20 protein-coding genes are annotated in these 21,362 nt (G+C 70.7%); 4 read left to right on the top strand and 16 right to left on the bottom strand.

The window, feature by feature from the left end:
* The first annotated feature begins 57 nt into the window (after positions 1-57).
* A complete protein-coding gene (locus MT347_RS16020; protein WP_243502357.1) occupies positions 58-1,137 on the top strand; it encodes a hypothetical protein in 1,080 nt (359 codons plus the stop codon).
* 211 nt (positions 1,138-1,348) lie between these two features.
* Here the strand turns inward: MT347_RS16020 and MT347_RS16015 are convergent, their stop codons facing one another.
* Both MT347_RS16015 and MT347_RS16010 read right to left on the bottom strand, forming a co-directional pair.
* Complete coding sequence (locus tag MT347_RS16015) at positions 1,349-3,334, bottom strand: cytochrome c oxidase assembly protein (RefSeq protein WP_243502356.1); 1,986 nt, start codon at positions 3,332-3,334, stop codon at positions 1,349-1,351.
* A 79-nt stretch (positions 3,335-3,413) separates the two neighbouring features.
* Positions 3,414-3,701 carry an HU family DNA-binding protein gene (locus tag MT347_RS16010; protein ID WP_013584778.1) on the bottom strand — a complete coding sequence of 96 codons (288 nt, stop codon included), beginning with the start codon at positions 3,699-3,701 and terminating at the stop codon, positions 3,414-3,416.
* A gap of 444 nt (positions 3,702-4,145) precedes the next feature.
* On the opposite strand from MT347_RS16010, the gene MT347_RS16005 reads away from it, so the two are divergent.
* Complete coding sequence (locus MT347_RS16005) at positions 4,146-5,588, top strand: LuxR family transcriptional regulator (protein ID WP_243502355.1); 1,443 nt, start codon at positions 4,146-4,148, stop codon at positions 5,586-5,588.
* A gap of 70 nt (positions 5,589-5,658) precedes the next feature.
* Here the strand turns inward: MT347_RS16005 and rpsN are convergent, their stop codons facing one another.
* The 12 genes from rpsN to MT347_RS15945 form a co-directional block, all read right to left on the bottom strand.
* Complete coding sequence (gene rpsN, locus MT347_RS16000; RefSeq protein WP_055832510.1) at positions 5,659-5,964, bottom strand: 30S ribosomal protein S14; 306 nt, start codon at positions 5,962-5,964, stop codon at positions 5,659-5,661.
* A 4-nt stretch (positions 5,965-5,968) separates the two neighbouring features.
* The gene (gene rpmG / locus MT347_RS15995) at positions 5,969-6,139 is read right to left on the bottom strand and encodes a 50S ribosomal protein L33 (protein ID WP_013584775.1); all 171 of its coding nucleotides are present in this window, start codon (positions 6,137-6,139) and stop codon (positions 5,969-5,971) included.
* Positions 6,139-6,375: a 50S ribosomal protein L28 gene (gene rpmB / locus MT347_RS15990; protein ID WP_243502354.1), complete on the bottom strand. Its 237-nt coding sequence runs from the start codon at positions 6,373-6,375 to the stop codon at positions 6,139-6,141. The genes rpmG and rpmB overlap by 1 nt, the downstream gene beginning before the upstream one ends.
* A 495-nt stretch (positions 6,376-6,870) precedes the next feature.
* Entirely contained in the window at positions 6,871-7,545 is a 675-nt protein-coding gene (locus MT347_RS15985; protein ID WP_243502352.1) for a DNA-3-methyladenine glycosylase, read from the bottom strand.
* Positions 7,542-8,948 (bottom strand): hypothetical protein, encoded by a 1,407-nt coding sequence (locus tag MT347_RS15980; protein WP_243502350.1) that lies wholly within the window; start codon positions 8,946-8,948, stop codon positions 7,542-7,544. Before MT347_RS15980 ends, MT347_RS15985 begins: the two co-directional genes overlap by 4 nt.
* Entirely contained in the window at positions 8,938-9,795 is an 858-nt protein-coding gene (locus MT347_RS15975) for a DUF1980 domain-containing protein (RefSeq protein ID WP_243502348.1), read from the bottom strand. Before MT347_RS15975 ends, MT347_RS15980 begins: the two co-directional genes overlap by 11 nt.
* Positions 9,788-10,816 (bottom strand): permease, encoded by a 1,029-nt coding sequence (locus MT347_RS15970; RefSeq protein ID WP_243502346.1) that lies wholly within the window; start codon positions 10,814-10,816, stop codon positions 9,788-9,790. The genes MT347_RS15975 and MT347_RS15970 overlap by 8 nt, the downstream gene beginning before the upstream one ends.
* On the bottom strand, positions 10,803-11,216 hold the full coding sequence (locus MT347_RS15965; RefSeq protein WP_243502344.1) for a Fur family transcriptional regulator: 414 nt from the start codon (positions 11,214-11,216) through the stop codon (positions 10,803-10,805). The genes MT347_RS15970 and MT347_RS15965 overlap by 14 nt, the downstream gene beginning before the upstream one ends.
* Positions 11,217-11,324: 108 nt before the next feature.
* Positions 11,325-12,185: a metal ABC transporter permease gene (locus MT347_RS15960; RefSeq protein ID WP_243502342.1), complete on the bottom strand. Its 861-nt coding sequence runs from the start codon at positions 12,183-12,185 to the stop codon at positions 11,325-11,327.
* Positions 12,182-12,997, bottom strand: a complete 816-nt coding sequence (locus MT347_RS15955) for a metal ABC transporter ATP-binding protein (RefSeq protein WP_243502341.1) — start codon at positions 12,995-12,997, stop codon at positions 12,182-12,184. The genes MT347_RS15960 and MT347_RS15955 overlap by 4 nt, the downstream gene beginning before the upstream one ends.
* Entirely contained in the window at positions 12,994-14,022 is a 1,029-nt protein-coding gene (locus tag MT347_RS15950) for a metal ABC transporter solute-binding protein, Zn/Mn family (protein WP_243502339.1), read from the bottom strand. The genes MT347_RS15955 and MT347_RS15950 overlap by 4 nt, the downstream gene beginning before the upstream one ends.
* Positions 14,023-14,142: 120 nt before the next feature.
* Positions 14,143-15,531, bottom strand: coding sequence for a hypothetical protein (locus MT347_RS15945; RefSeq protein ID WP_243502337.1), 1,389 nt, complete (start codon positions 15,529-15,531; stop codon positions 14,143-14,145).
* Between the two features lie 475 nt (positions 15,532-16,006).
* Between MT347_RS15945 and MT347_RS15940 the strand changes: the two genes are divergently transcribed.
* Positions 16,007-17,521, top strand: coding sequence for a CoA-acylating methylmalonate-semialdehyde dehydrogenase (locus tag MT347_RS15940; RefSeq protein ID WP_243502336.1), 1,515 nt, complete (start codon positions 16,007-16,009; stop codon positions 17,519-17,521).
* A gap of 97 nt (positions 17,522-17,618) precedes the next feature.
* On the opposite strand, the gene MT347_RS15935 is transcribed toward MT347_RS15940, so the two are convergent.
* Positions 17,619-19,133 (bottom strand): PucR family transcriptional regulator, encoded by a 1,515-nt coding sequence (locus MT347_RS15935; protein WP_243502334.1) that lies wholly within the window; start codon positions 19,131-19,133, stop codon positions 17,619-17,621.
* Positions 19,134-19,218: 85 nt separating this feature from the next.
* Here MT347_RS15935 and MT347_RS15930 point away from each other — a divergent pair, with 85 nt between their 5' ends.
* On the top strand, positions 19,219-20,544 hold the full coding sequence (locus MT347_RS15930; protein ID WP_243502332.1) for an aspartate aminotransferase family protein: 1,326 nt from the start codon (positions 19,219-19,221) through the stop codon (positions 20,542-20,544).
* Between the two features lie 197 nt (positions 20,545-20,741).
* On the opposite strand, the gene MT347_RS15925 is transcribed toward MT347_RS15930, so the two are convergent.
* On the bottom strand, positions 20,742-21,158 hold the full coding sequence (locus MT347_RS15925) for a hypothetical protein (RefSeq protein ID WP_243502330.1): 417 nt from the start codon (positions 21,156-21,158) through the stop codon (positions 20,742-20,744).
* Positions 21,159-21,362 lie beyond the last annotated feature (204 nt).

The following is a 21,362-nucleotide window of genomic DNA, read 5'->3' as shown; positions in this document are numbered from 1 at the left end:
GCGACGTCGCGGGGCGCCGCGCGGCGTCTGCGCAGGTGCGCTTCTTAGACTGGGTACGTGAGCAACGCCGGTGGGGGGCCCGCGACGCCCGAGGGCGTCCGCGGCGTGCGCGTGCGCCGTCGATTCGAGATCCCCGCGATGATCCTCATCGGGGTGCTGCTCGTCGCCGCTCTGGGTGCGGGCGCTGCCTCGCTGTACCGAGAGTTCTACAGTCCCCGCGCTTTCGTCCTGCACTACCTCGAACTGCTCGAGGAGCGCCGCGCCGCCGAGGCGCTCGCCGTGCCCGGCGTCGCCGTCGACTCCACCGAACTCGAGGCCGCGGGCCTGCCCCTCACGGCATCCGAGGCTCTTCTGCGTCCCGAATCTTTGCAGGCGGTGACGGATGCCGTCATCACCGACGAGACCGTCGACGGCGATCGCACGCGCGTCACCGTCCGCTACTCCGTGGGCGGGTACGAGGGCGCGACCACCTTCGACGTGCAGCGCGACACCGGGGGCGCCCTTCTGCCCCGCTGGCGCTTCGCCCGCAGTCCGCTGTCGGTGATCGACCTGTCGGTCCAGGGGTCGATGCGCTTCGCCGTCAACGGGTTCGAGGTCGACAAGCGGCAGGTCTCGCTCCAGGGCGGCGACGTCGATCCCACCGCCGCCCTCCCCCTGCTGGTCTTCTCCCCCGGGCTGTACTCGGTGGCGGTCGACACGGCGATCTCCTCGACCCCCGGCGTGGCCGTGCTCGCCGACGCGCCGCTGGCCGGCATCCCCGTCGATGTGCAGGCGCAGCCGACGGAGGAGTTCCTCGGGATCGTGCAGCAGCGGGTCGAGGACTTCCTCTCGGCCTGCGCCGAGCAGAAAGTTCTGCAACCCACGGGCTGCCCGTTCGGCTTCACGGTGCGCAACCGCATCGACGACGCCCCCTCGTGGTCGATCGTCGAGCAGCCCACGGTCACGGTCGAGCCCGACGGCGCGGGCTGGCGCATCCCCTCGGCGAAGGCGGTCGCGCACATCGAGGTCGACATCCGCTCGATCTTCGACGGCAGCGTCCGCACGGTCGAGGACGATGTCGACTTCACCGTCGACGGTCAGATCACCGTGCAGCCCGACGGCTCGGCATCCATCCTCGTCGGCGGCTCCTCCGACTGACGCCCCGGACGGATGCCGCGGGCACGCCGCCCCCGGTGCCCAACCGCGGACCGCTCGCGCGCCCGCCGTCCGATGCGCCTTCGGCCCGGCACATCACCCGAACACCCCGCCGTTGCGCGCCGCGCGGCACGTCCAGGCACGGCCCGGCACCACCCGGCACGCCCGGGGACCACACGCGGCCGCTCCGAGCACCGCCCGAGGACGGATCCGCTCAGCTGCCGCCGCGGGCGGCGACGCGGGCATCGCGGTCGGCCAAGCGCGCCAGCTCTTGGTTGTAGGCGTCGAGCTCGAGGTCGCCCACCCGGTCGACATGACGGTCGCGGCGCTTCTGCTGACGCTCGTCGCTCCGGCTCCACTGGATCGCCACCGTGATCGCGAGGATCAGGGTCGGGATCTCACCGACCGACCAGGCCACACCGCCGCCCACGTACTGGTCCTGTAGGGGTGTCGCCCCCCAGGTGCGTCCCATTGCTCCGAACCACTCCGACACCATCAGGCCGGCGTTCATCATGATGGCGATGCCGAAGAAGGCGTGCATCGCCATGATCGCGATGAGCACCAGCAGGCGCATCGGGTAGGCGAGGCGGAAGGGCACCGGATCGATGCCGACGAGGCTGAGCACGAACAGGTAGCCCGTGACCAGGAAGTGCGCGACCATCCAGACGTGGCCGACGTGGTCGTACAGCGACCACCGGAAGAGGTCGGTGTAGTAGAAGGCCCAGAGGGATCCGATGAACAGGCCCGCTGCGACGTAGGGATTGGTCAGCACCTTCGCGACCGGGTTGTGCACGGCCCACAGGATCCACTCGCGTCCGCCGCGCGTGCCGTCGTCGCGCTTGCGGATCGCGCGCGCCGCGAGCGACACCGGCGCCCCCGATACGAGCAGCAAGGGGATCGCCATCGAGAGCAGCATGTGCCCGATCATGTGCATGCTGAAGAGGTAGTCCTGGTAGACGTTGATCGGCCCCGACGTGACCCAGAACACTCCGAAGAGACCGAGGCACCACAGCACGGTGCGGTGGATCGGCCAGGTGTCGCCGCGACGGAGCAACCGCCAGACGCCGGCGAGGTAGAAGAAGAGGCCGAAGGCGACGACGAACGTCCAGAGCAGGTCGACGTTCCACGCCGTGAACCAGCGCTCCAGGGTGAGCTCCGGTGGCAGCGGCGCTCCGGTGAGCACCTCGGCCGGGGTCGTGCCCACCAGGGGCGCCTCAGCGGGCGGGGGCGTCCGCGCGAGCGCCGCCGCGACACCACTGGCGATGCCCATGAACACCAGCTCGAGCGTGATGACGCCCCAGAACCGCGCGGAGCCCGTCTCGTCGGCCATGCGCGAGATGAGGCGGCGGCGGTACCAGGCGCCGAGGACGCCCATGGCGACCAGGGCGACGACCTTGACCAGCACCAGTGCGCCATAGGGCGACCAGAGGTTCTCGAGGCCGAGCAGGCTGATCGACGCGCGCACGGTGCCCGAGACCGCGACCACGATGAAAGCCACGAGCGCGATCGAGGAGTATCGCATCAGGGTGGTCTGCAGCTGCCCCCGCGACATGGCCGGGCGCACCACCACCAGCAGGATGAGACCGCCCAGCCAGGCCGCCGCGGCCATGATGTGCAGGACGAGGGAGACGACCGCCGCGTCGTGGCTGGCCTCGGTGCCGGCGTGACCCTGGGTCCCCATCGGGACGAGTGACGCCAGAGCGAGGATCGCCACGATCAGCGTCGGGATCCAGGATCGCACCGCGAAGGTGAGCACGGTGAGCACGGCTCCGGCGATCGTGGTGATCAACCAGGCCTGTCCGGGCGGACTCTCGACGAGGAAGCGTCCGAGTTGCTGGCCGAAGACGGCGTCGAGCGTCGGGGTGGCGTTGAGCACGTTGAGGAACGTCATGTACCCCGTGACCGCCGCCGCGACCGTGAAGAGGGCGGCGCCGATCGAGGCCGTGTCGAGGGCGATCTCGAAAGACCGCTCCCCCGCCGGCAGGGCGAACAGCGCGAGCACCAGCGATCCGACCATGGTGGCCGCCGCGAGGTTGACCACGACCGTGGCGATCGGCAGACCCCAGCGCACCACGGGGCCTGCGTCCGCCAGACGCCCGGGGGCCGCTCCGCCACCGAACGCCAGCCCGGCGACGACGGCGACGATCGAGACCGCAATCAGGATGACGGGCCCCGCGACGCGCAGAAGTCGGGGATTCACCCGTCCAGCCTACGTCGCCCGGGCGCACCGAAGGGGGGATGCCGCGGCATCCCCCCTTCGTCGCACGCGAGACGTCGTCTTACTTGACGGCGGCCTTGAGCTTGGAGCCCGCGGTGACCTTGACGCGCTTGCCGGCGGGGATGGAGATCTCCTCACCCGTCTGCGGGTTGCGGCCCGTGCGAGCGGACGTCGCGACCTGCTCGAAGGCGATCCAGCCGGGGATCGAAACCTTGCTGCCCTTGGCGACCGCCTCGGAGACGGTGGAGAAGAGGGAGTCGAGCACGCCCGACACGGCGGACTGGCTCTGCCCGGTCGCGCTGGCGATGCTCGCGACGAGCTCGGTCTTGGTGATGGACTTGTCGGCCATGTGGTTGTCCTCCAGACGGCGGCGAAAGCCGTCTCTCGTTACTCGGACGAGGAGGGATCCTCCTCGGTGGTCGGGAGACCGCCTCGACAGTATCAACCGAACCGCGGAATCACGCGGATTCTGACCTATTTCGACCCGTTCTCCGCCGCGTGTCGCGGTGCGGAAGGTGAGGAGGGGGCCGAATCGACCCCCTGGTCCCCCGCGAGCGTCGGCGCCACGGCTGCGGGCCACACGGGGCGGATACTCGGCCTCGGGCGCACCGATCGGGTTAAGTCAGCGGGGTCGGCGGGCGATTCTGGACGGAGTACGCCGGGCGTTCTCCACACCTCCGCTCTCACCCGCTTTTGACGTACCACGGCGGAAGTATGATGTGCCGCATGAGTTCGCGGGCACCCGAAGCCCGGAAAGAACTCACCCGCTGACGGTACTCACCTAGGAGGGACGATGCCGGGAACGCCCGCCTCGATAGAGGCACGCGCCGCCCTCCGCGCCGCCGCCGCGACGACGGCTCTGCGCCTCCTCCCCGGCCACGGCGTCCCCACCGCACGCCACCTCGCCCTGCTCTCCGAGGCGGAACTCCCCGACCCGCCCGCCCTCTGGACGGACACGACGGCCCGCTCCCTCGCGGCACGTCTGGCCGCTCGCGCGCGGCGCGATGCACTGTCCGACGGGGCGGCCGTCATCGCGCGCTACTTCGACGACGTCCGGCTGAACCGACCCGCCTCACTGTCATCCGGGGCGCGATCACAGTTGTGCGCGAGTGTGGGCGAATACTGCAACGCGATCGGCTGGCCCCAGGTGGGTGCGCGGTTCGGCGCCGAGGCGCTCCTGTTCGCCGACACCGACGAGACGCGCTATCGAGCCCTCTCGGTGAGCGCCCTCGGCCACGCCCTCAACGGCGAATACGTGACGGGTGAGGCCGCCCGCGCCGCGGCCACCGAGCTGTTCGTCGCCCGGGAGTGGGCTGCACCCGAGACGGCCTACCTGCTCCTGCTCGCGGAGGCTCTCATCGCGTCTTCCCTGCTGGATATCGGACGTCTGCTCGACGCCGCGTCGGAGATGAGGCGCGTGCAACCCGACGACCCGTACTGGGGATACTCCGCGCGGGCGATCGAGGTGATGGCGATGATGTTCCGTCGCGATCTCGGGGCGGGTCGCGCCGAAGCCCGCCGGCTCCTGCACGGGAGCCGACGGCTCAGCAGCCACCGCATGATGCGGCACTTCCTGGTCAGCGTCCTTTCCGACATCCTGGTCGCGCAGGGTGAGTACCGCGAAGCACTGTCGACCCTCGAAACGTGCGAGACGCCGGAGGGCCACGGCATCTGCTTCTCGATGCAACGCTCCGCTGCGCTCCTGCGTCTCGGGCGCGACCGTGAGCTGCTGATCGAGACCGACGCGTGCGTGGCATCCGAGGCGGACCACTGCCTGCGCACCCTGACTCCCCTCCTCGTGCGACGCGCGTTGGCACTCAACCGCCTCGGTTTCACCCGACGAGCGCACCAGAGCATGGAGACCGCTCTCCGTCTCATCGTGCGCACGGGCTCTTCGGCGACGCCGTTCCTCATGCTCCCCCACGAAGAGACACGGGCACTGATGGACGCCGTCGCCCTCGAAGACCCCGAGCTCGCCGACGTCCTGCCGTACCTGCACGCGGCGCTGGCGCGCGTGGCGACCCCGGACGCCGAGACGCACTCCCCGCTCTCCGCGGCCAAGCTCACTCCGATCGAGACCGCCACCGCCGAACTGCTGCTGCGGTCGCTGAGCCTCACGGACATCGCGCGCGAGCGGGGTGTCTCGCTCAACACCGTCAAGACCCAGGTGCGCTCCATCTACCAGAAGCTCGGAGTCGCCGGCCGCGCCGAGGCCGTGGAGATGCTCAGCGCCTGAGGCCGGCGGGGAACGACGAAGGGCGAGGGCTCCTCTCGGAACCCCCGCCCTCTCTACGGGTGTCTGGTGCTTACCAGCTCGACTTGGTCACACCGGGCAGCTCGCCACGGTGGGCCATGTCACGGAAGCGGACGCGCGAGACGCCGAACTTCGTGAGGACGCCGCGGGGGCGCCCGTCGATGACGTCGCGGCTGCGCACGCGGGCGGGCGAGGCGTTGCGGGGGAGCTTCTGCAGTCCCACGCGGGCGGCCTCGCGGGCCTCGTCGGTGGCGGTCGGGTCGACCAGGGTCTTCTTCAGCTCGGCGCGCTTCGTCGCCCAGCGCTCGACGACGACCTTGCGCTGCTCGTTGCGCGCGATCTTGCTCTTCTTGGCCATGTGCTTAGCGCTCCTCTCGGAAGTCGACGTGCTTACGGACCACGGGGTCGTACTTCTTCAGCACGATGCGGTCGGGGTTGTTGCGGCGGTTCTTGCGCGTCACGTAGGTGTACCCCGTGCCGGCGGTCGAACGCAGCTTGATGATCGGACGGACGTCCTGAGCCTTCTTCGCCATTACAGCTTCACGCCCTTCGACTGCAGGTCACGGACGACGGACTCGATGCCGCGGACGTCGATGACCTTGATGCCCTTCGCCGAAACGTTGAGCTTGATGTTGCGACCCAGCGACGGAACGAAGTAGGTCTTCTTCTGCACGTTCGGGTCGAAGCGGCGCTTCGTCCGGCGGTGCGAGTGCGAGATGTTGTGACCGAAGCCGGGAACCGCTCCAGTCACCTGGCACACTGCTGCCATGGTGATGTCTCCTTCTGTACCGTGACACCGGACGGTGCCACCCAAGATCCCTTGTCTGCACCCCGTCCGAGCACGGCGAAAAGCCACGATCGGGAGAAGGGATGCGAACTGCGTGCTGGAGTGCGCGCAGACAAGGGGTCAGTCTAGCACGGGCGGCTTGCCTACCCCGAGCCCGTCGAAGGGTCGCCTCGACCGATCAGGTCATCGAATCGAGGCCCCTGAGGCTATCGAGGGGACCGGCCCCCCGCAGCCACCGGTGGCTTCGACAGGCTCAGCCACCTCACGCCGCGCGCCCTGCGCCCTGCGCCCTGCGCCCCGCGCCCCGCGCCCCGCGCCCTGCGCCCTGCGCCCTGCGCCCTGCGCCCTGCGACAGCACAATGTCGGCAATCTGCACACACTCGGTCACCTCACGCCGGATGCGACTGACATCACGCAGATCACCGAGATTACGCCGCGGCGGCCGACGTCGGTGAGCCGTCGAAGGCACCGGAACCCTCAGCGCCCCGCCACCTCCGCGGCACCGCGGCCCCAGCGGAACACCGACACCGTGGCGTCCCCCTCGATCCAGAAGCGCCACGGGAACGCGTCGGTCCCCGCGACCCCGGCGACGCCGACGCGCGGTCCCGCCGCCACGACCGCGACCGGCTCGGCCGGCAGCAGCAGCCGCGCCCGAGCGCCCGACTGCTCCTCCCCCGTGATCGCATCGATCCCGTCGTGCACCGGATGCCGAAGGCCCACGGCGTCGCCGAGGCGCCCCGGCCCCCGGGCCAGGTCTCGGGGCGATCGCACGGCGCCGCGCCGCTCGAGACGTCGCCGCTCGGCCACCTCGGCCCCCTCGGTCACCTCCGCGCCGCGCAGCAGCACCCCGCCGGCGATCCCGTCGGGCCCGCAGACGACGTTGACGCACGAATGGATGCCGTGACTCAGGTACACGTAGAGGTGCCCGGGTTCGCCCCACATGGTGGCGTTGCGTGCGGTCGGCCCCATCCGCGCGTGCGAGCCCGGGTCGGGCCGGTCACCCGTGCCGCGCCCGTGATACGCCTCGACCTCCGTGAGACGCACGACCACGCGCTCCCCTCCGACGACCGTCTCCAGGAGAGCGCCGAGCAGCCGGGGCGCCACCTCGACGGGCAGCGCGGACAGGTCGTCGCGCGTCGCCGGGCGCGTCACTGCGGAGGCACCTGGCACCACGACAGGTCGAAGCCCTGGAGCGCCACGACCTCCTGACCGGTGTCCACCTCCACCAGGTGGGTGAGAAGACGCTCGGGCAGGGGCAGCTGGTAGCGGTCGAACGGATTGTCGACGGCCCGGGGGGCGACGAGCACCGCCGTGTAGCGGCCGCTCGGAGAGACGCACGTCTGCAGCACCGTGTCCGCGCCGGGCACCTCCAGGAGCGGTCGCACCGCACCGGCCGCGTCGACATGGGCGACGGTCGTCGAGCGCGAGACCCCGTCGGCGCTGATGTCGGCAAACGAGCGGATCGTGCCGGCATCCGTCCCCGGAACGGGGGTGGCGCGACCGGTCAGGCCCGGCGGATCGACGGGCTGCACGAGGGCCCGCTCCGACCCGTCGGTGAGGTCGACCTCGCGGATCCCCTCGAGTCGCTCGACGACAGCGACCGAGGAACCGCGGGCGATCCCGTCGATCGAGACCGCGCTGCCCAGGGGAGCGGCGTTGCCGCCCTCTGCGTCGGTCAGCAGCAGGCGTGAATCGAAGGTCAGGACGAGCATGCTGTCGGTGTCGGGCACGAACCGGTAGTCGGCGATGCGCACATCCCCGCCGTTCAACCCCACCTCGGTGGGGGGCGCGTCGTCGGCGGCCGACATCGTGAACAGACGACTCTCGCGACCCCCGGCGGCGCTCAGGTCGGCATCCGAGAAGGTGAAGCCGATGCGTTCGCCCCGGTCGGCCGACTGCAGGTTGCTGACGAAGCCCGGTCCGGGGAGGGCGACGTCACGGGCGTTCTGGCCGTCGGCGTCGGTGACGATCACCCGCGCGGTGTCGCCGTCGCGCACCGAGATGACGAGATGGTTCGCCGTGGCGCGATAGTCCTCGATGTGCGGGTGCACGAAGATCGGCAACCCCGCCTCGCCCTTCAGATCGGTGCGGAAGATCGTGTCACCCTCGGGGGTTCCGCGCTGCATCAGGTACGCCTGCAGCGAGGGCGTGCGGAACGTCTCGGTGAGCGTCGACGACGGGCCCGCGCCCAGACCGCTCACCCCGTTCACGGTGATGCGGTAGTCGGTGTCGTCGCGCAGCGGCAGGGCGAAACGCACGCCGACGCTCCGGCCCGCCGTGTCGACGGTGAACGGCATCGCCGGCTCCACCGAGACCTGCGCGGCGTCCACGGTCTGCAGCGATTGCGTCGTGGTGAGGATGACGCGCGATCCGGATGCCGCCACCGCGGCCGCGGGATCGACCTGCACGTCGGTGACCCGGGGTCCCTGCGCCACCGCGACGACGCCCCCGACACCGCCGACGACGGCGAGGGCTGCGAGGACCGCGACGAAGGCGACCGCGAACCCGCGTCCGCGCCTCTTCCGGGCGCGCGATCGGCGCGAGTCAGTATTCATACGGGTCCGCCGGTTCGTCGATGGACGCCACCTGCTCGGCGTGCACCTCCAGCGCGCCGTCGCCGCTCGATCGCACCGTACCGGTGACCGTGACCCACTGCCCGGTCGCCGGAACGGTGCCCGCCGCGGCGATGGGAAGACGAGCGGTCTGCGCGTCGATGACGCAGTGCGTGATGACCAGACGCGTGAGGTCGAAGCTCGCGCCCCCGGCACCCGGGGTGATGAACCCCGTCAGGGTGACGGGCTTGCCGTCGAAGGTCTCCGGGTTGGTCGCGTGGGCGAACACGGCCGACCAGTCGCCGATGCCGAACTGCGCGGTGTCGCTCGAAGCCGCAAGAGTGATGACGTCGGAGCCCGCGAACAGCGGAGGCGCCCCCACGTCGCGCGAGACGGCGAGCTCGGTCGAGAGCGACGCCGCCGGCGTCAGCAGCACGGCGATCACCGCACCCGAGGCGAGCACCCCGCCGGTGAAGGCGGCGATCCCCGACGGAGTCAGGCGGGGACGGGCGGCGAGGTGGTCGTGCGCCGCGTGGTCGTGGTCGTCGACGGGATCGGTGTGGTCGTGGTCGGCATGGGCGAACGCCTCGCGGCGGGCGGATGCCGCGGCCGGGGCGTGACCGTGCTCGTGGTCGTGTCCGTGGTCGGCCTCGGCCCCGAGGGGCAGCGCGAACGAGGCGACCGCCCCGACGAGCAGGACGACCGACATTCCGACGGCGAACCACGCCGAGTCGGGGTTGATGTACAGCGACATGCGTCCGCTGACCCACAACGCGATCGTGGTGATCGACAGGCAGGCCGCGAGGCCGACGCCGAGCCACCGCGTGGCGAGGGCACCCGATCTAGACAAGGAGGTTCACCACCGTTCCGAGGGCGAAGGCGAACAACACCACGACCACCGTCATCCCCGCGAGGACGCGGGTGGTGAAGGTCGTGCGCAGCAGCGCCATCATCTTGAGGTCGATGATCGGCCCGACGACGAGGAAGGCGACGATCGACCCCGGCGTGAAGGTCGAGGCGAAGGAGAGGGCGAAGAACGCGTCGACGTTCGAGCACAGCGACACCACGATCGCCAGCAGCATCATCGCGGCGATCGAGAGCGCCGGGTCGGACCCGATCGCCAGCAGGGCGCTGCGGGGCACGAGCACCTGCACCGCACCCGCCAGCAGCGAGCCGATGATGAGCGCCGGCATGACCGAGCGCAGCTCGACGACGAACTGGGCCAGGGTGCGCCGACCGCGGTTGCCGCGCTCCTGCACGACGATCTCGCAGGTGGCCAGGAAGCGCTCGGTGAGCAGCTTGTCGGGATCGGGATGCCGGCTGTACAGCCAGCCGATGAGGTTGGCGACGAGGTAGCCGCCGATCAGGCGCGCGACCAGGATGCCGTCGCTGAACCCGAACGCCGCGTGCGTGGAGATGATGACGATCGGGTTGACGATCGGGGCAGCGACCAGGAAGGTCAGCGTGTCGGAGACGCCGAAACCGCGCATGAGCAGACCACGGGCGAACGGCACGTTGCCGCACTCGCAGACGGGGATGAACATGCCCAGCAGCGACAGCACCGCCCGGCGCGCCCACGGCGCGCGCGGCATCCATCTCTCGATCGCCCCGGGTGGCACCCAGACCTGCACGATGATCGACAGCACCACACCCAGCACGACGAACGGCAGCGACTCGATGAGGACGCTCAGCGACAGCGTCAGACCGTCTTGGGCTCGGGTCGGCAGGGACTCCGCGAAGAACGTGGGCGCGAACGCGTCGATCAGGAACAGGCCCGTGACGACGGCGACCCCCAGGCCGAGCGCGCCGATCGTGCGGGAGGCGCCGGTACGCGGCGGCGACGGCGTCGCGGTGCGACTACTCGTCGCCACGCTCGCGAGCCCGGGCCTGGGCGCAATCGGTGCAGATGCCGAAGATGTCGACGACGTGCTCGGCTTCGCTGAAGCCGTGCTGGGCGGCGGTGCGCTTCGCCCAGTCCTCGACGTCTGTCGCGGCGATCTCGACCGCCTTGCCGCACGAGCGACAGATCAAGTGGTGGTGGTGTCCGCGGGTCTCGCACGCGCGGAAGAGGTTCTCACCCTCGGGGCTCTGCAGGGAGTCGGCGTCGCCCTTGGCCGCGAGGCCGGCGAGCGTGCGGTACACGGTGGCCAGGCCGATGCCGGTGTTCTCGTCGCGCAGGGTGGCGTGCAGGGCCTGCGCACTGACGAAGCCGCCGGCTCCCGACAGGGCTTCGCGCACGCGCTCGCGCTGCCACGTGTTGCGCTGGACCATGTCGGCGAGTCTATCGAGGCGATCGGTGAATCGGCTGGGCGTCATGCGAGGCGTTCCCCGCGGTGGCCGCCCCGATCGGACCGTCCGGCACGCCGCCGCCGGGCCCCGTCAGAGCGCCCGGGTGGTACGATCGCGCCGCGCACCGACGAGCCGGCAGACGAGGTAGATCGCGAACGAGATGGTGGTGATGTACGGGCTCACCGGCAGCGTGCCGGCGACGGCGAGCAGTACGCCGCCGACGGCGGACACGAAGCCGAACAGCGCTGCCAGCAGCGGCACCGACAGCGGGCCGGAGGCCACCCGCATCGCCGCCGCCGCGGGGGTCACGAGCAGAGCCATCACCAGGAGTGCGCCGATGATGTGCACCGCGACGGCGACGATGAGCCCGAGCAGCAGCATGAACGCCAGCGACACCGCCGTCGTGGGCACACCCCGAGCGGCCGCGGACTGCGGGTCGAGCGAATCGAAGCGCAGCGGACGCCAGATCAGCAGGAGGGCGGCGAGGACCGCCACGCCGATGACGACCAGCCAGCCGAGCTGCTCGCTCTGCACCGACACGATCTGACCGGTCAGCAGGCTGAAACGGGTGGCGCTGCGGCCGTTGTACAGCGACAGGCACAGGATGCCGACACCCAGACCGAAGGGCATGAGCACGCCGATGATCGAGTTGCGGTCGCGCGCGCGGGCGCCGAGCAGGCCGATGAGCGCCGCCGCGATCAGCGAACCGACGATCGAGCCCGAGACCACGTCGACGCCGATGAGCAGGGCGACCGCGGCCCCCGCGAACGACAGCTCGCTGATGCCGTGTACGGCGAAGGCCATGTCGCGCTGCATGACGAAGACGCCGATGAGTCCGCCGACCAGGCCCAGCACGGCTCCGGCGTAGACGGAGTTCTGCACGAGCTCGAGGATGGCGCCGTACTGGCTCACCCCGCCGAAGAGGGCGTCGCCGACGTCGGACCAGTTCATGCGTCGTCCTCGTCGTGGTGATGGTGGTGGGCCTCATCGGCATCCGGAGCACCGACGACGATGAGCTGACCGCCCGCGCGCACGACGTAGACGGGGGCGCCGTAGAGGGCGCTCAACGTCTCTGTCGTCAGCACCTCGTCGGGGGTGCCCAGGGTGAAACGGCCGTGGGCGATGTAGAGGATGCGGTTCACGCGCGAGAGCACGGGGTTGATGTCGTGCGTCACGAGCAGCACCGCGGCGTCGCGTTCGCGCCGGTGACGGTCGATCAGGCGGACGACGGCCTGCTGGTTGGCCAGGTCGAGGCTCGTCAGCGGCTCGTCGCACAGCAGCAGGGCGGGGTCGTCGGCGAGGGCCTGGCCCACGCGGAGCCGCTGCTGCTCCCCGCCCGAGAGCAGTCCGACCGGCCGGTCGCCGAACTCCGTGGCGCCCACGGCCTCGAGGAGTTCGTCGATGCGCGCGCGGTCCTTCCTACGTGACAGCGGCAGGCCGAGGCGGTGCCCGTCGACGCCGAGACCGACGATGTCGCGTCCGCGCAGCGGCGTCTCTCGCGGCAGCGGGCGCTGCTGGGGGATGTAGCCGATCCGGCGATTGCCCGCACGACGCACGGGCGTGCCGAGCGCCTCGATCGACCCGGCGCTGAGGCGCTCGAGACCGAGGATGGCGCGCAGCAGAGTGGTCTTGCCCGAGCCGCTGGGCCCGAGGATCGCGACGAGCTCGCCGGGGGCGACCTCGAAGTCGAGTCCCGACCACAGCTCTTCACCGCCCCGCTCGAGGGCGGCACCGCGGATGCGCAGCGGTGCCGCGGCGTTCACGCTGCCAGGGCGTCGGACAGCGCCGAGATGTTGCTCTGCATCCACGAGATGTAAGTCTGACCCTCGGGCAGCGTTTCGGTGAACTCGATCACCGGAATGTTCTTGGCCGTGGCCTCGTCTTCGACCTGCGTGGTCTCGGCGCCGCCGGTCTGCGGGTTGACGATCATGAGGCGGATCTCGCCCGAGTCCAGAAGCTGCAGCGACTCCAGCAGGGTGGCGGGCGGCACGTCCTGGCCCTCCTCGACCGACTCGCTGAACTCGTTCGGGGTCGCGTTCTCGAGTCCGGCCGCGTCGATCAGGTACACGGGCACCGGCTCCGTCACGAACACCTTCGCCCCGGCATCCGTCGCCTCGATCTGGCCGAGGGAGTCTTCGAGGCCGGCGATCTGTTCCACGAACGCGTCGGCGTTGGCCGTGAAGTCGGCCGCGTGGTCCGGAGCGAGCTCGCCGAGGTGCTCGGCGATGTCCTTCGCGAGGTCTTCGACGGTGTGCGGGTCGTACCAGACGTGCTCGTTGAAGCCCTCGATGTGGTCGTGCCCATCGCCCTCGGCGTGGGTTTCACCCTCGGCGTGCGCGTCGGCGCTCTCACTGGCCGCCGGGCTCGCCTCATCGGCGTGCGCCTCATCGTGCGACGCCGCACCCGGATAGTCGTGGTTGAACTCCACGGCCGTGATGACGGGGGCGGTCGTGCCGCTGGCCTCGATCAGCGACTCCATGAACGAGTCGTAGCCGCCGCCGTTCTCGATCACGAGGCCGGCGTTCTTCAGGGTGAGCTGGTCCTGCGCACTGGCTTCGTACTCGTGCGGGTCCTGCGACGCCGACGTGATGACCGAGGTGACGTCGACGAAGTCGCCTCCGATCGCCTCGGCGATCGAGCCGTAGACGTCGGTGGATGCCACGACCGCGACCCGGTCGCCGTCGGCGGAGCCGGAGCCGGTCGCGGCGGGTGCACCACCGGCACAACCGGCGAGCGCGAGAACGGAGGCGGCTCCGAGGACGACGGGGGCGAGAAGGCGACGGGTCATGGGTACACGGTATCGCCGTTGATAATCGTTCTCAAACTCAGGATGCCTCGCACAAGAGCTTCCCAGGGACGACTCCCGGGCCCCCGACCTCGCCGAGCCGTCCCCTCTCCTACGCCGCACTCACGCGTTCGACCGGACCGTCGGCCGGGTGGGCGATCCGACGTGGCGCGCTCCCCGACGAGGATGATCAGCCGCTGCGGAGGAAGCCACGTCGCCGACACGGGGGACGGGACCATCACCCGCCTCCGGGGCGGAAGCGATCATCGCGCGCAGGCGCTGTTCGAACCCTTCGAGGTCGAAGAGCCCCGTCTCGTCGCGGACGACGACGTGCAGGCAGCCCCGCACGGGGGCGATCTCCGCCCACACCCCCAGCGGCAGGCGCAGGTGCGCCGCCATGCCGCCGACGAAAGTGTCGTCCTCCACGCGTGGCATCAGTGTCTCGGAGACGGCGACCTCGGTCGTCGTCAGCGAGACGTGGATCTCGAGGGGCACCCGCGGCGTCACGCCCCGCGAGCGCCGGGCGGCAACGGGGTGACGCACGGTGTTCTTCAGCGTGCTCAGCGCGGTGGCGAGCAACCAGGCGACGGGCGTGCCCGCCTTGCTCACCGCCGAGATGCGCTCGGCCAGGGCCGTCGCGCTCCAGTCGTCGACCCGCAGGCGCCCCATGGGCAAGGAGGGCGCGAAGTTCCCCTCGACGGCGAATCCCTTCGCCACCCAGCGACGGGCGTCGACGGGGACCACGACACGGAAGTCGGTCTCCTCCCGGAGGCTGTCGCGCAGGCACCGCAGAACGAGGCTCGCGGATTTCACCGACAGCGGCGGGCGCGCCGGACGCCGTCCGTCGTCGGCCTTCTCCGGAGTGTTGGCGATCGCCCGCACCGCGTCGGCGGACAGCACCATCGACACCATCCGCGTCCGCTCGATCGACTCGGCCTTGGTCAGCGTGCGGGGCAGCTGATAGCCGGTCTCGGTCTGCGCGTTCAGCGTGCGGAAGGTCTCTCGAGCGGACCGGATGCCGGCCACCCCCTGCAACCCGAACTTCTTCAGCGCCGCGCGCAGGGGCGTCTTCGCCCATGGCAGGGCGGCGCGGGTGTCCGCTCCGGGGGCGCCGAGCTTCTCCAGCACCAGGTTCACGACGGCCGTGGCGCCGGTGCCGTCGAACAGGCTGTGGGGGAACCCCATGGCGAGCATCCCGTCGGCGACGAACAGCCGCACCGGCAGCTCCCCGGGCTGGAACTGTCTCTCCAGGACGTGGGTGGTCACGGCCGAGCGGTCGAGCGCCGCTTCGACCCGCTCGACGCTACGCCCCGCGGCCGCGAGAGCGGTGCGTTGGTCGACGCGCCGCCACCGCCGCCCGCGGGTGCGCACGCGAAGCAGCGTCGCCCCACGAGGAGAACGCACCACGTCCTCCAGGGCGCTGAGCGCCCGCTCGGGGGTGAGGCCGACGAGGGGGCCCACCATGAAGCAATTGAGAAGGTCGTCGTATCCGAGGTTGCGCAGCTCGCTCATGCGCGTCCGCCACGTGATTCGACCTGCACTGCCCGCGCGATGCGGCCCACCACGCGCCTCTTGACCGCCGATTCGAAATACGTCACGCTTGCCCCTCACTTCACTGCCGGATTGCGCTCGGGCGCAACGCGTCAGGACGCAAAACGAAACGGCCTCTGCACCGCCCGAGTCAGCGTCAGCTGAACGATCCGCCCCCCGCGGGATGGTTCTTCTCCGCCGCAACTGACGACGAGTTTTCGTTTCGCGGCTCAGCGAGCGTAAGGCGCCGCGCAGGACGCACCGCGGTTGGCGGACATTCCTTCTCCCGTTTTTCGAGGAAAATTTGGAGAACCTTGAGGATCTCTTCGCCCTGTCGCCTCGCGACGCGTGAGGAAAGGTCTCGGTGTTCGCGCCGTGACGATCTGTCCCGCCGGCAGCGACGGCGACGCCGCATTGTCAGCGGCGCGATCTCGCGAACGGACGTTTACTGGGAGCCATGACCGACAACGACCTCCCCGTCATCGCGCACTGGTTCGACGGCGCCGCCGCCCCGTCGGCATCCGGCCGCACCGCGCCCGTCTACAACCCCGCCACCGGCGCCGTGCAAGCACACGTCGCATTGGCGGACGAGGCGGAGGTCGACGCGGCCATCGCGTCCGCCCAGCGCGGTTTCGAGGTGTGGAGCGAGTACTCCATCGCGCGGAGGCAGGGGGTGTTGTTCGCGTTCCGGGAGTTGCTGAACGCGCGCAAGGGCGAGTTGGCCGAGATCCTCACGTCCGAGCACGGGAAGGTGCGCTCGGATGCCATGGGCGAGATCGCCCGCGGCCAGGAGGTCGTGGAGCTCGCCACCGGATTCCCCCACCTCATCAAGGGCGCGTACAGCGAGAACGCCTCGACCGGCGTCGACGTCTACTCGCTCAAGCAACCGCTGGGGGTCGTCGGCGTCATCAGTCCCTTCAACTTCCCGGCAATGGTGCCGATGTGGTTCTTCCCCATCGCGCTGGCGGCGGGCAACGCCGTCGTGCTCAAGCCCAGCGAGAAGGACCCCTCGGCATCCCTCTGGCTCGCACAGCTGTGGAAGGAGGCGGGTCTTCCCGAGGGGGCGTTCACCGTGCTGCAGGGTGACAAGGTCGCGGTCGACGGACTGCTGAACAGCCCGGTCGTGCAGTCGATCTCGTTCGTGGGCTCGACCCCCATCGCGCGGTACATCTACGAGACGGCCGCGAAGAACGGCAAGCGCGTCCAGGCGCTCGGCGGAGCCAAGAACCACATGCTCGTGCTGCCGGACGCCGACCTCGACCTGGTGGCCGACTCCGCGGTCAACGCCGGCTTCGGCGCGGCCGGCGAGCGCTGCATGGCGATCTCGGTCGTCCTGGCCGTCGAACCCGTCGCCGACGACCTCATCGCGAAGGTCACCGAGCGCATCTCCCGGCTGAGGATCGGCAACGGCGCCGCCGTAGACGAGCCCGACATGGGCCCGCTCATCAGCGGCGAGCACCGAGCCAAGGTCTCGTCCTACGTCGACATCGCCGAGGCCGACGGGGCCAGGGTCGTCGTCGACGGCCGCGGACACGCCGTCGACGGCCACGAGGATGGCTTCTTCTTCGGACCCACCCTGCTGGACGCCGTGCCCACGTCATCCCGCGCCTACACCGAGGAGATCTTCGGCCCCGTGCTCTCGGTCGTGCGCGTGAAGAGCTACGACGAGGGCCTCGCGCTCATCAACAGCGGCGAGTTCGGCAACGGCACCGCCATCTTCACCAACGACGGAGGCGCCGCCCGCCGCTTCCAGAACGAGGTGCAGGTCGGCATGATCGGCATCAACGTGCCCATCCCCGTGCCCGTGGCGTACCACTCGTTCGGCGGCTGGAAGAAGAGCCTCTTCGGCGACGCCAAGGCGTACGGCGTGCACGGCTTCGACTTCTTCACCCGAGAGAAAGCCGTCACCAGTCGCTGGCTCGACCCCGCCACCCACGGCGGCATCAACCTCGGCTTCCCCCAGAACAGCTGACCCCGCTTCCTCCTCGCGTGAGAGGTCACTTTCTGTCGCCTGGATCGCACCACAGCGACAGATTTTCGCTCCTCACGCGAGGCGACCCCGCAGGTGATCACGCGCCGTCGGCGGAGAACTCCAACGCGGCCCAGAGCTCGGCGCGCGCGGCGAAGGTCGACAGGTCGAGCCGGAGCAGCCCCTCGAGCTGCGTGAGCCGCGCCCTCAGCGTGTGGCGGTGGATGCCGAGTGCTCGCGCAGCAGGGTCCCACGCGCCGTTGGCATCCAGCCACACCCTCGCCGACTCCCTCAGGCGCTGGCGCTCTGCGGGAGGAAGGGCATCGAGCGGCGCGAGGAGCGAGCGGGCGAGCACCTCGCCGCCGCGCTCGCGGAGCGCCCCCACCAGCCCTCGACGGGCGAGGTCCGCGTATGCCCGCACGGTGCCGGGCGGGGCATCGCGTGCCGCCTGCGCCGCCCGGCGGAAGTCGGGGGCCAGGTCGTGGCCCTCGCCATGGCGGGCCGTTCCGACGGCCAGACCGCGCCGTTCGGCGAGCGCGGCCAGGGCGTCGCCCGCGCCCTCGGCCACCAGCACGATCACGTCGTCACCGCGTTCGGCCGAGAACAGGCGTCGCGGGTCGCTCGAGACGAGGTCGAGCTCGTCGAGCAGTCCGGGCGTTGCGCTCGCCCCGCGCAGGACGCCGATCAGGTAGGGCTCCGAGGGGAGTCCTCCGAGCGCCGAATCGGCCACGCGGCGAGCGGTGTCGTCGTGGCCGTCGAGCAGCATCTCGACGACTCCCGCGCGCACGCCGCGCAGCGACGTCTGCAGCCCCTTCTGCTGCTCGAGGGCGATACTCGCGAGGGCGACGACGGTCGCGACCAGTTCCTTACCCGCGGGGTCGAGCGGCTCCGCTCCCCCGACCGCCAGCACACCGCGCAGTCGGGAACTCTGCCCGATGGTCTGCAGCAGCGCGTGGCCGGCCGCGGGAACGGTGAGACTCGCCGCGGTGCGGCGTTCCAGCAGGCGCCGCACGTCGCGACCGACCTCGACCTCGACCCCGACGGGCGCGGAGCGAAGGCCCGGCAATGACAGCCGACCGCCGACGGCGTCGTAGAGCTCGACCCATGCCCCGAGCACGTGGGACAGCGTGTGCAGGATCTCGCGCAGACCGTCGTCGCGCACGGCCGCCCGCGCCACCGCCCGCTGCGCCTCGAGAAGCCACGACAGGCGAGCGGCGCGATCCGCGGCGATGATGTCGGCGACGAAGCGGATGATGCGGATGAACGGCGCCCGTGCCGCGATCTCGACGATCGGCAACTCGACGGCCTCCCCCGCCCGCACGACCGCCGGAGGCACGCGGTCGTGGATGATGTCGGTCGCGAACCCGAGGCCGACGACCCCGTGAGCGCGCAGACGCCGGCAGTACTCGGCGGCCTCATCGGCATCCGGTTCGGCGGAGAACTGGGCACCGTTGGTGAGCAGGAGGTTGCCGGGTTCGAGCCACGGGGTCGGATCCCCCAGGTCGGAGCTGTGCACCCACGACACGGGCCGGTCGAGGACCCCGTCGTCGAGCGCCGTCAGCACGCGCAGCGGAAAAGTGTCGTCGTCGAGGAGGACGCGGAGGGTGGCGGGCATGGCTGGCCAAACTGTCGATCGTCACCCGAGATTACCGACAGATCCGCGCTCCCCGCTCGCCCGCGGCCGGACGCAGACTGGTGACATGGCGACTCCCCTCACGACCACCCGCAATGCCGAGATCAGCGAGCGCGACCGCTCGAGCGTCTTCCACTCGTGGTCGGCGCAGGGCGCGCTCGCCCCCCTCCCCCTCGCCGGGGGTTCGGGCGTGGAGGTGTGGGATGCCGACGGCCGCCGCTACCTCGACTTCTCGAGCATGCTGGTCAACGTCAACATCGGGCATCAGCATCCCCGTGTGGTCGCCGCGATCCAGGAGCAGGCAGCTCACCTGACCACGGTCGCCCCCGCCCACGCGCACGAGATGCGCGCCCACGCCGCCGAGCTGGTGCTGAGACGGGCACCCCAGGGCTTCTCGAAGGTCTTCTTCACCAACGGCGGTGCGGATGCCAACGAGAACGCCATCCGCATGGCGCGCCTGACCACCGGCCGCGACAAGGTCGTGTCGCACTACCGCTCGTACCACGGCAACACGGGAGCGGCCATCGTCGCCACGGGCGACTGGCGACGAATGCCGAACGAGTACTCCCGCGGCCACGTCCACGTCTTCGGGCCGTACCTGTACCGCTCCGAGTTCTGGGCCGAGACGCCCGAGCAGGAGTGCGAGCGGGCGCTCCGCCACCTCGAGCGCACCGTGCAGGCAGAAGGACCCGACACCATCGCGGCATTCCTCTTCGAGACGATCCCCGGCACCGCCGGCATCCTCGTCCCCCCGCCCGGCTACCTCGCCGGGGTGCGCGAGATCGCCGACCGCTACGGCATCCTTCTCATCCTCGACGAGGTCATGGCGGGCTTCGCGCGCGCCGGGGAGTGGTTCGCGTTCGACGCCTTCGACGTGCACCCCGACCTCATCACCTTCGCCAAGGGCGTGAACTCGGGCTACGTGCCCGTCGGCGGCGTGGTGATCTCGGATGCCGTCGCCGCGGTGTTCGACGACCGCGTGTTCCCGGGAGGACTGACGTATTCGGGCCACCCGCTCGCCGCGGCGTCGATCGTCGCCGCGCAGGAGGCGATGGCCGACGAGGGTGTGATCGAGAACGCCCGGCGCATCGGCGACGAGGTCATCGGACCGCGGCTGCGCACCCTGGCCGAGGAGTCGCCGCTGGTGGGCGAAGTGCGTGGCCGCGGCGTGTTCTGGGCCGTCGAGCTCGTCGCCGACCCGGCCACCCGCGAACCGGTGGCCACCTCCCGCGTCGGCGCGGTCAAGGCCGCGATGCTCGAGCGGGGCGTGCTCGGCTTCGTCGCCGAGAACCGCGTGCACGTCGTGCCGCCCGCCGTCATCGGCGACGCCGACGCGCACCGCGGCCTCGACGTGCTGGTCGACGTGCTGCAGGCCGAGGCCGCGCGCGGCTGACGCACGCGGCATCCGCCTCCTTCTGCTCGCGGGCAGCGTCGAGTGTCCAAGACAGCCGGACGGTTCGTGATTCCGTCCGGGTTTCGTGGTCACTCACCGAGGTGAGTCCGGCGCGGTCCCCGGGCGGCAGCATACCTCGCGCTCCGCGGCGCAGGACGCGTGCTCGCGCGACGCGGAGGTCAGCCCCCGACCGCGCCTCAGCGGCCGTGGGCTCGTCGCCGCGTTCGCCAGGCCTTCCACGCTCCGGTCGACCACAGGGTCCAGATCACCAGCAGGGGCTGGAAGAGCAGACGGATGCCGCGGGCGAGGTCGGTGTGGAGGCCGAAGGCGTCGGTCCCGCGGACGAACTGCTCGATATTGCCGGGGAAGATCGCGACGAAGAAGGCCGCGACGATCCAGCCGACGGCAACGCGCTGGCGGCGGAGGACGAGAAGGGCGAGCCCGAGCGCGATTTCGACGACCCCGGATGCCACGACCGTGACGTCGACCGGAAGCGGAAGCCATGACGGCACCTGAGCGACGAACTCGTCGCGCGCGAACGTGAGGTGCGCGGTGCCGGTGAAGACGAGCGCCGCACCGAGCAGCCAGCGGGTGAGGGTGCGGGGGAGGCTCATCCTCCGAGGGTAAGCCGGGAGCCCCCGGTCGAGATCGCCCTGACGACCCGGCGTCACCGCCTCCCCGTCGGAAGCGACCCACGCAGCCGGACCACGTTGAGTGTCCACAACATGCCGCATGCTCACGGGTGGTCTCAGGTGGCTAGTGCAACACCGTTGATCAGTTCGGTCAGCATGACATGTGGGCTGCGGAAGTCGAGGGTT

This window comes from Microbacterium sp. VKM Ac-2923 (assembly GCF_022815605.1).
GTDB lineage: Bacteria > Actinomycetota > Actinomycetes > Actinomycetales > Microbacteriaceae > Microbacterium.
Note: the sequence above shows the minus strand (reverse complement) of the source record. Positions and strands in the feature narration are given on the sequence as shown.

Excerpts from the sequence above, each read along its gene's own strand:
- MT347_RS16010 (WP_013584778.1), bottom strand. The coding sequence starts at position 3,701 with ATGGCCGACAAGTCCATCACCAAGACCGAGCTCGTCGCGAGCATCGCC.
- MT347_RS16005 (WP_243502355.1), top strand. The coding sequence starts at position 4,146 with ATGCCGGGAACGCCCGCCTCGATAGAGGCACGCGCCGCCCTCCGCGCC.
- rpsN (WP_055832510.1), bottom strand. The coding sequence starts at position 5,964 with ATGGCCAAGAAGAGCAAGATCGCGCGCAACGAGCAGCGCAAGGTCGTC.
- rpmG (WP_013584775.1), bottom strand. The coding sequence starts at position 6,139 with ATGGCGAAGAAGGCTCAGGACGTCCGTCCGATCATCAAGCTGCGTTCG.
- rpmB (WP_243502354.1), bottom strand. The coding sequence starts at position 6,375 with ATGGCAGCAGTGTGCCAGGTGACTGGAGCGGTTCCCGGCTTCGGTCAC.
- MT347_RS15980 (WP_243502350.1), bottom strand. The coding sequence starts at position 8,948 with ATGAATACTGACTCGCGCCGATCGCGCGCCCGGAAGAGGCGCGGACGC.
- MT347_RS15965 (WP_243502344.1), bottom strand. The coding sequence starts at position 11,216 with ATGGTCCAGCGCAACACGTGGCAGCGCGAGCGCGTGCGCGAAGCCCTG.
- MT347_RS15960 (WP_243502342.1), bottom strand. The coding sequence starts at position 12,185 with ATGAACTGGTCCGACGTCGGCGACGCCCTCTTCGGCGGGGTGAGCCAG.
- MT347_RS15950 (WP_243502339.1), bottom strand. The coding sequence starts at position 14,022 with ATGACCCGTCGCCTTCTCGCCCCCGTCGTCCTCGGAGCCGCCTCCGTT.
- MT347_RS15945 (WP_243502337.1), bottom strand. The coding sequence starts at position 15,531 with ATGAGCGAGCTGCGCAACCTCGGATACGACGACCTTCTCAATTGCTTC.
- MT347_RS15940 (WP_243502336.1), top strand. The coding sequence starts at position 16,007 with ATGACCGACAACGACCTCCCCGTCATCGCGCACTGGTTCGACGGCGCC.
- MT347_RS15935 (WP_243502334.1), bottom strand. The coding sequence starts at position 19,133 with ATGCCCGCCACCCTCCGCGTCCTCCTCGACGACGACACTTTTCCGCTG.
- MT347_RS15930 (WP_243502332.1), top strand. The coding sequence starts at position 19,219 with ATGGCGACTCCCCTCACGACCACCCGCAATGCCGAGATCAGCGAGCGC.
- MT347_RS15925 (WP_243502330.1), bottom strand. The coding sequence starts at position 21,158 with ATGAGCCTCCCCCGCACCCTCACCCGCTGGCTGCTCGGTGCGGCGCTC.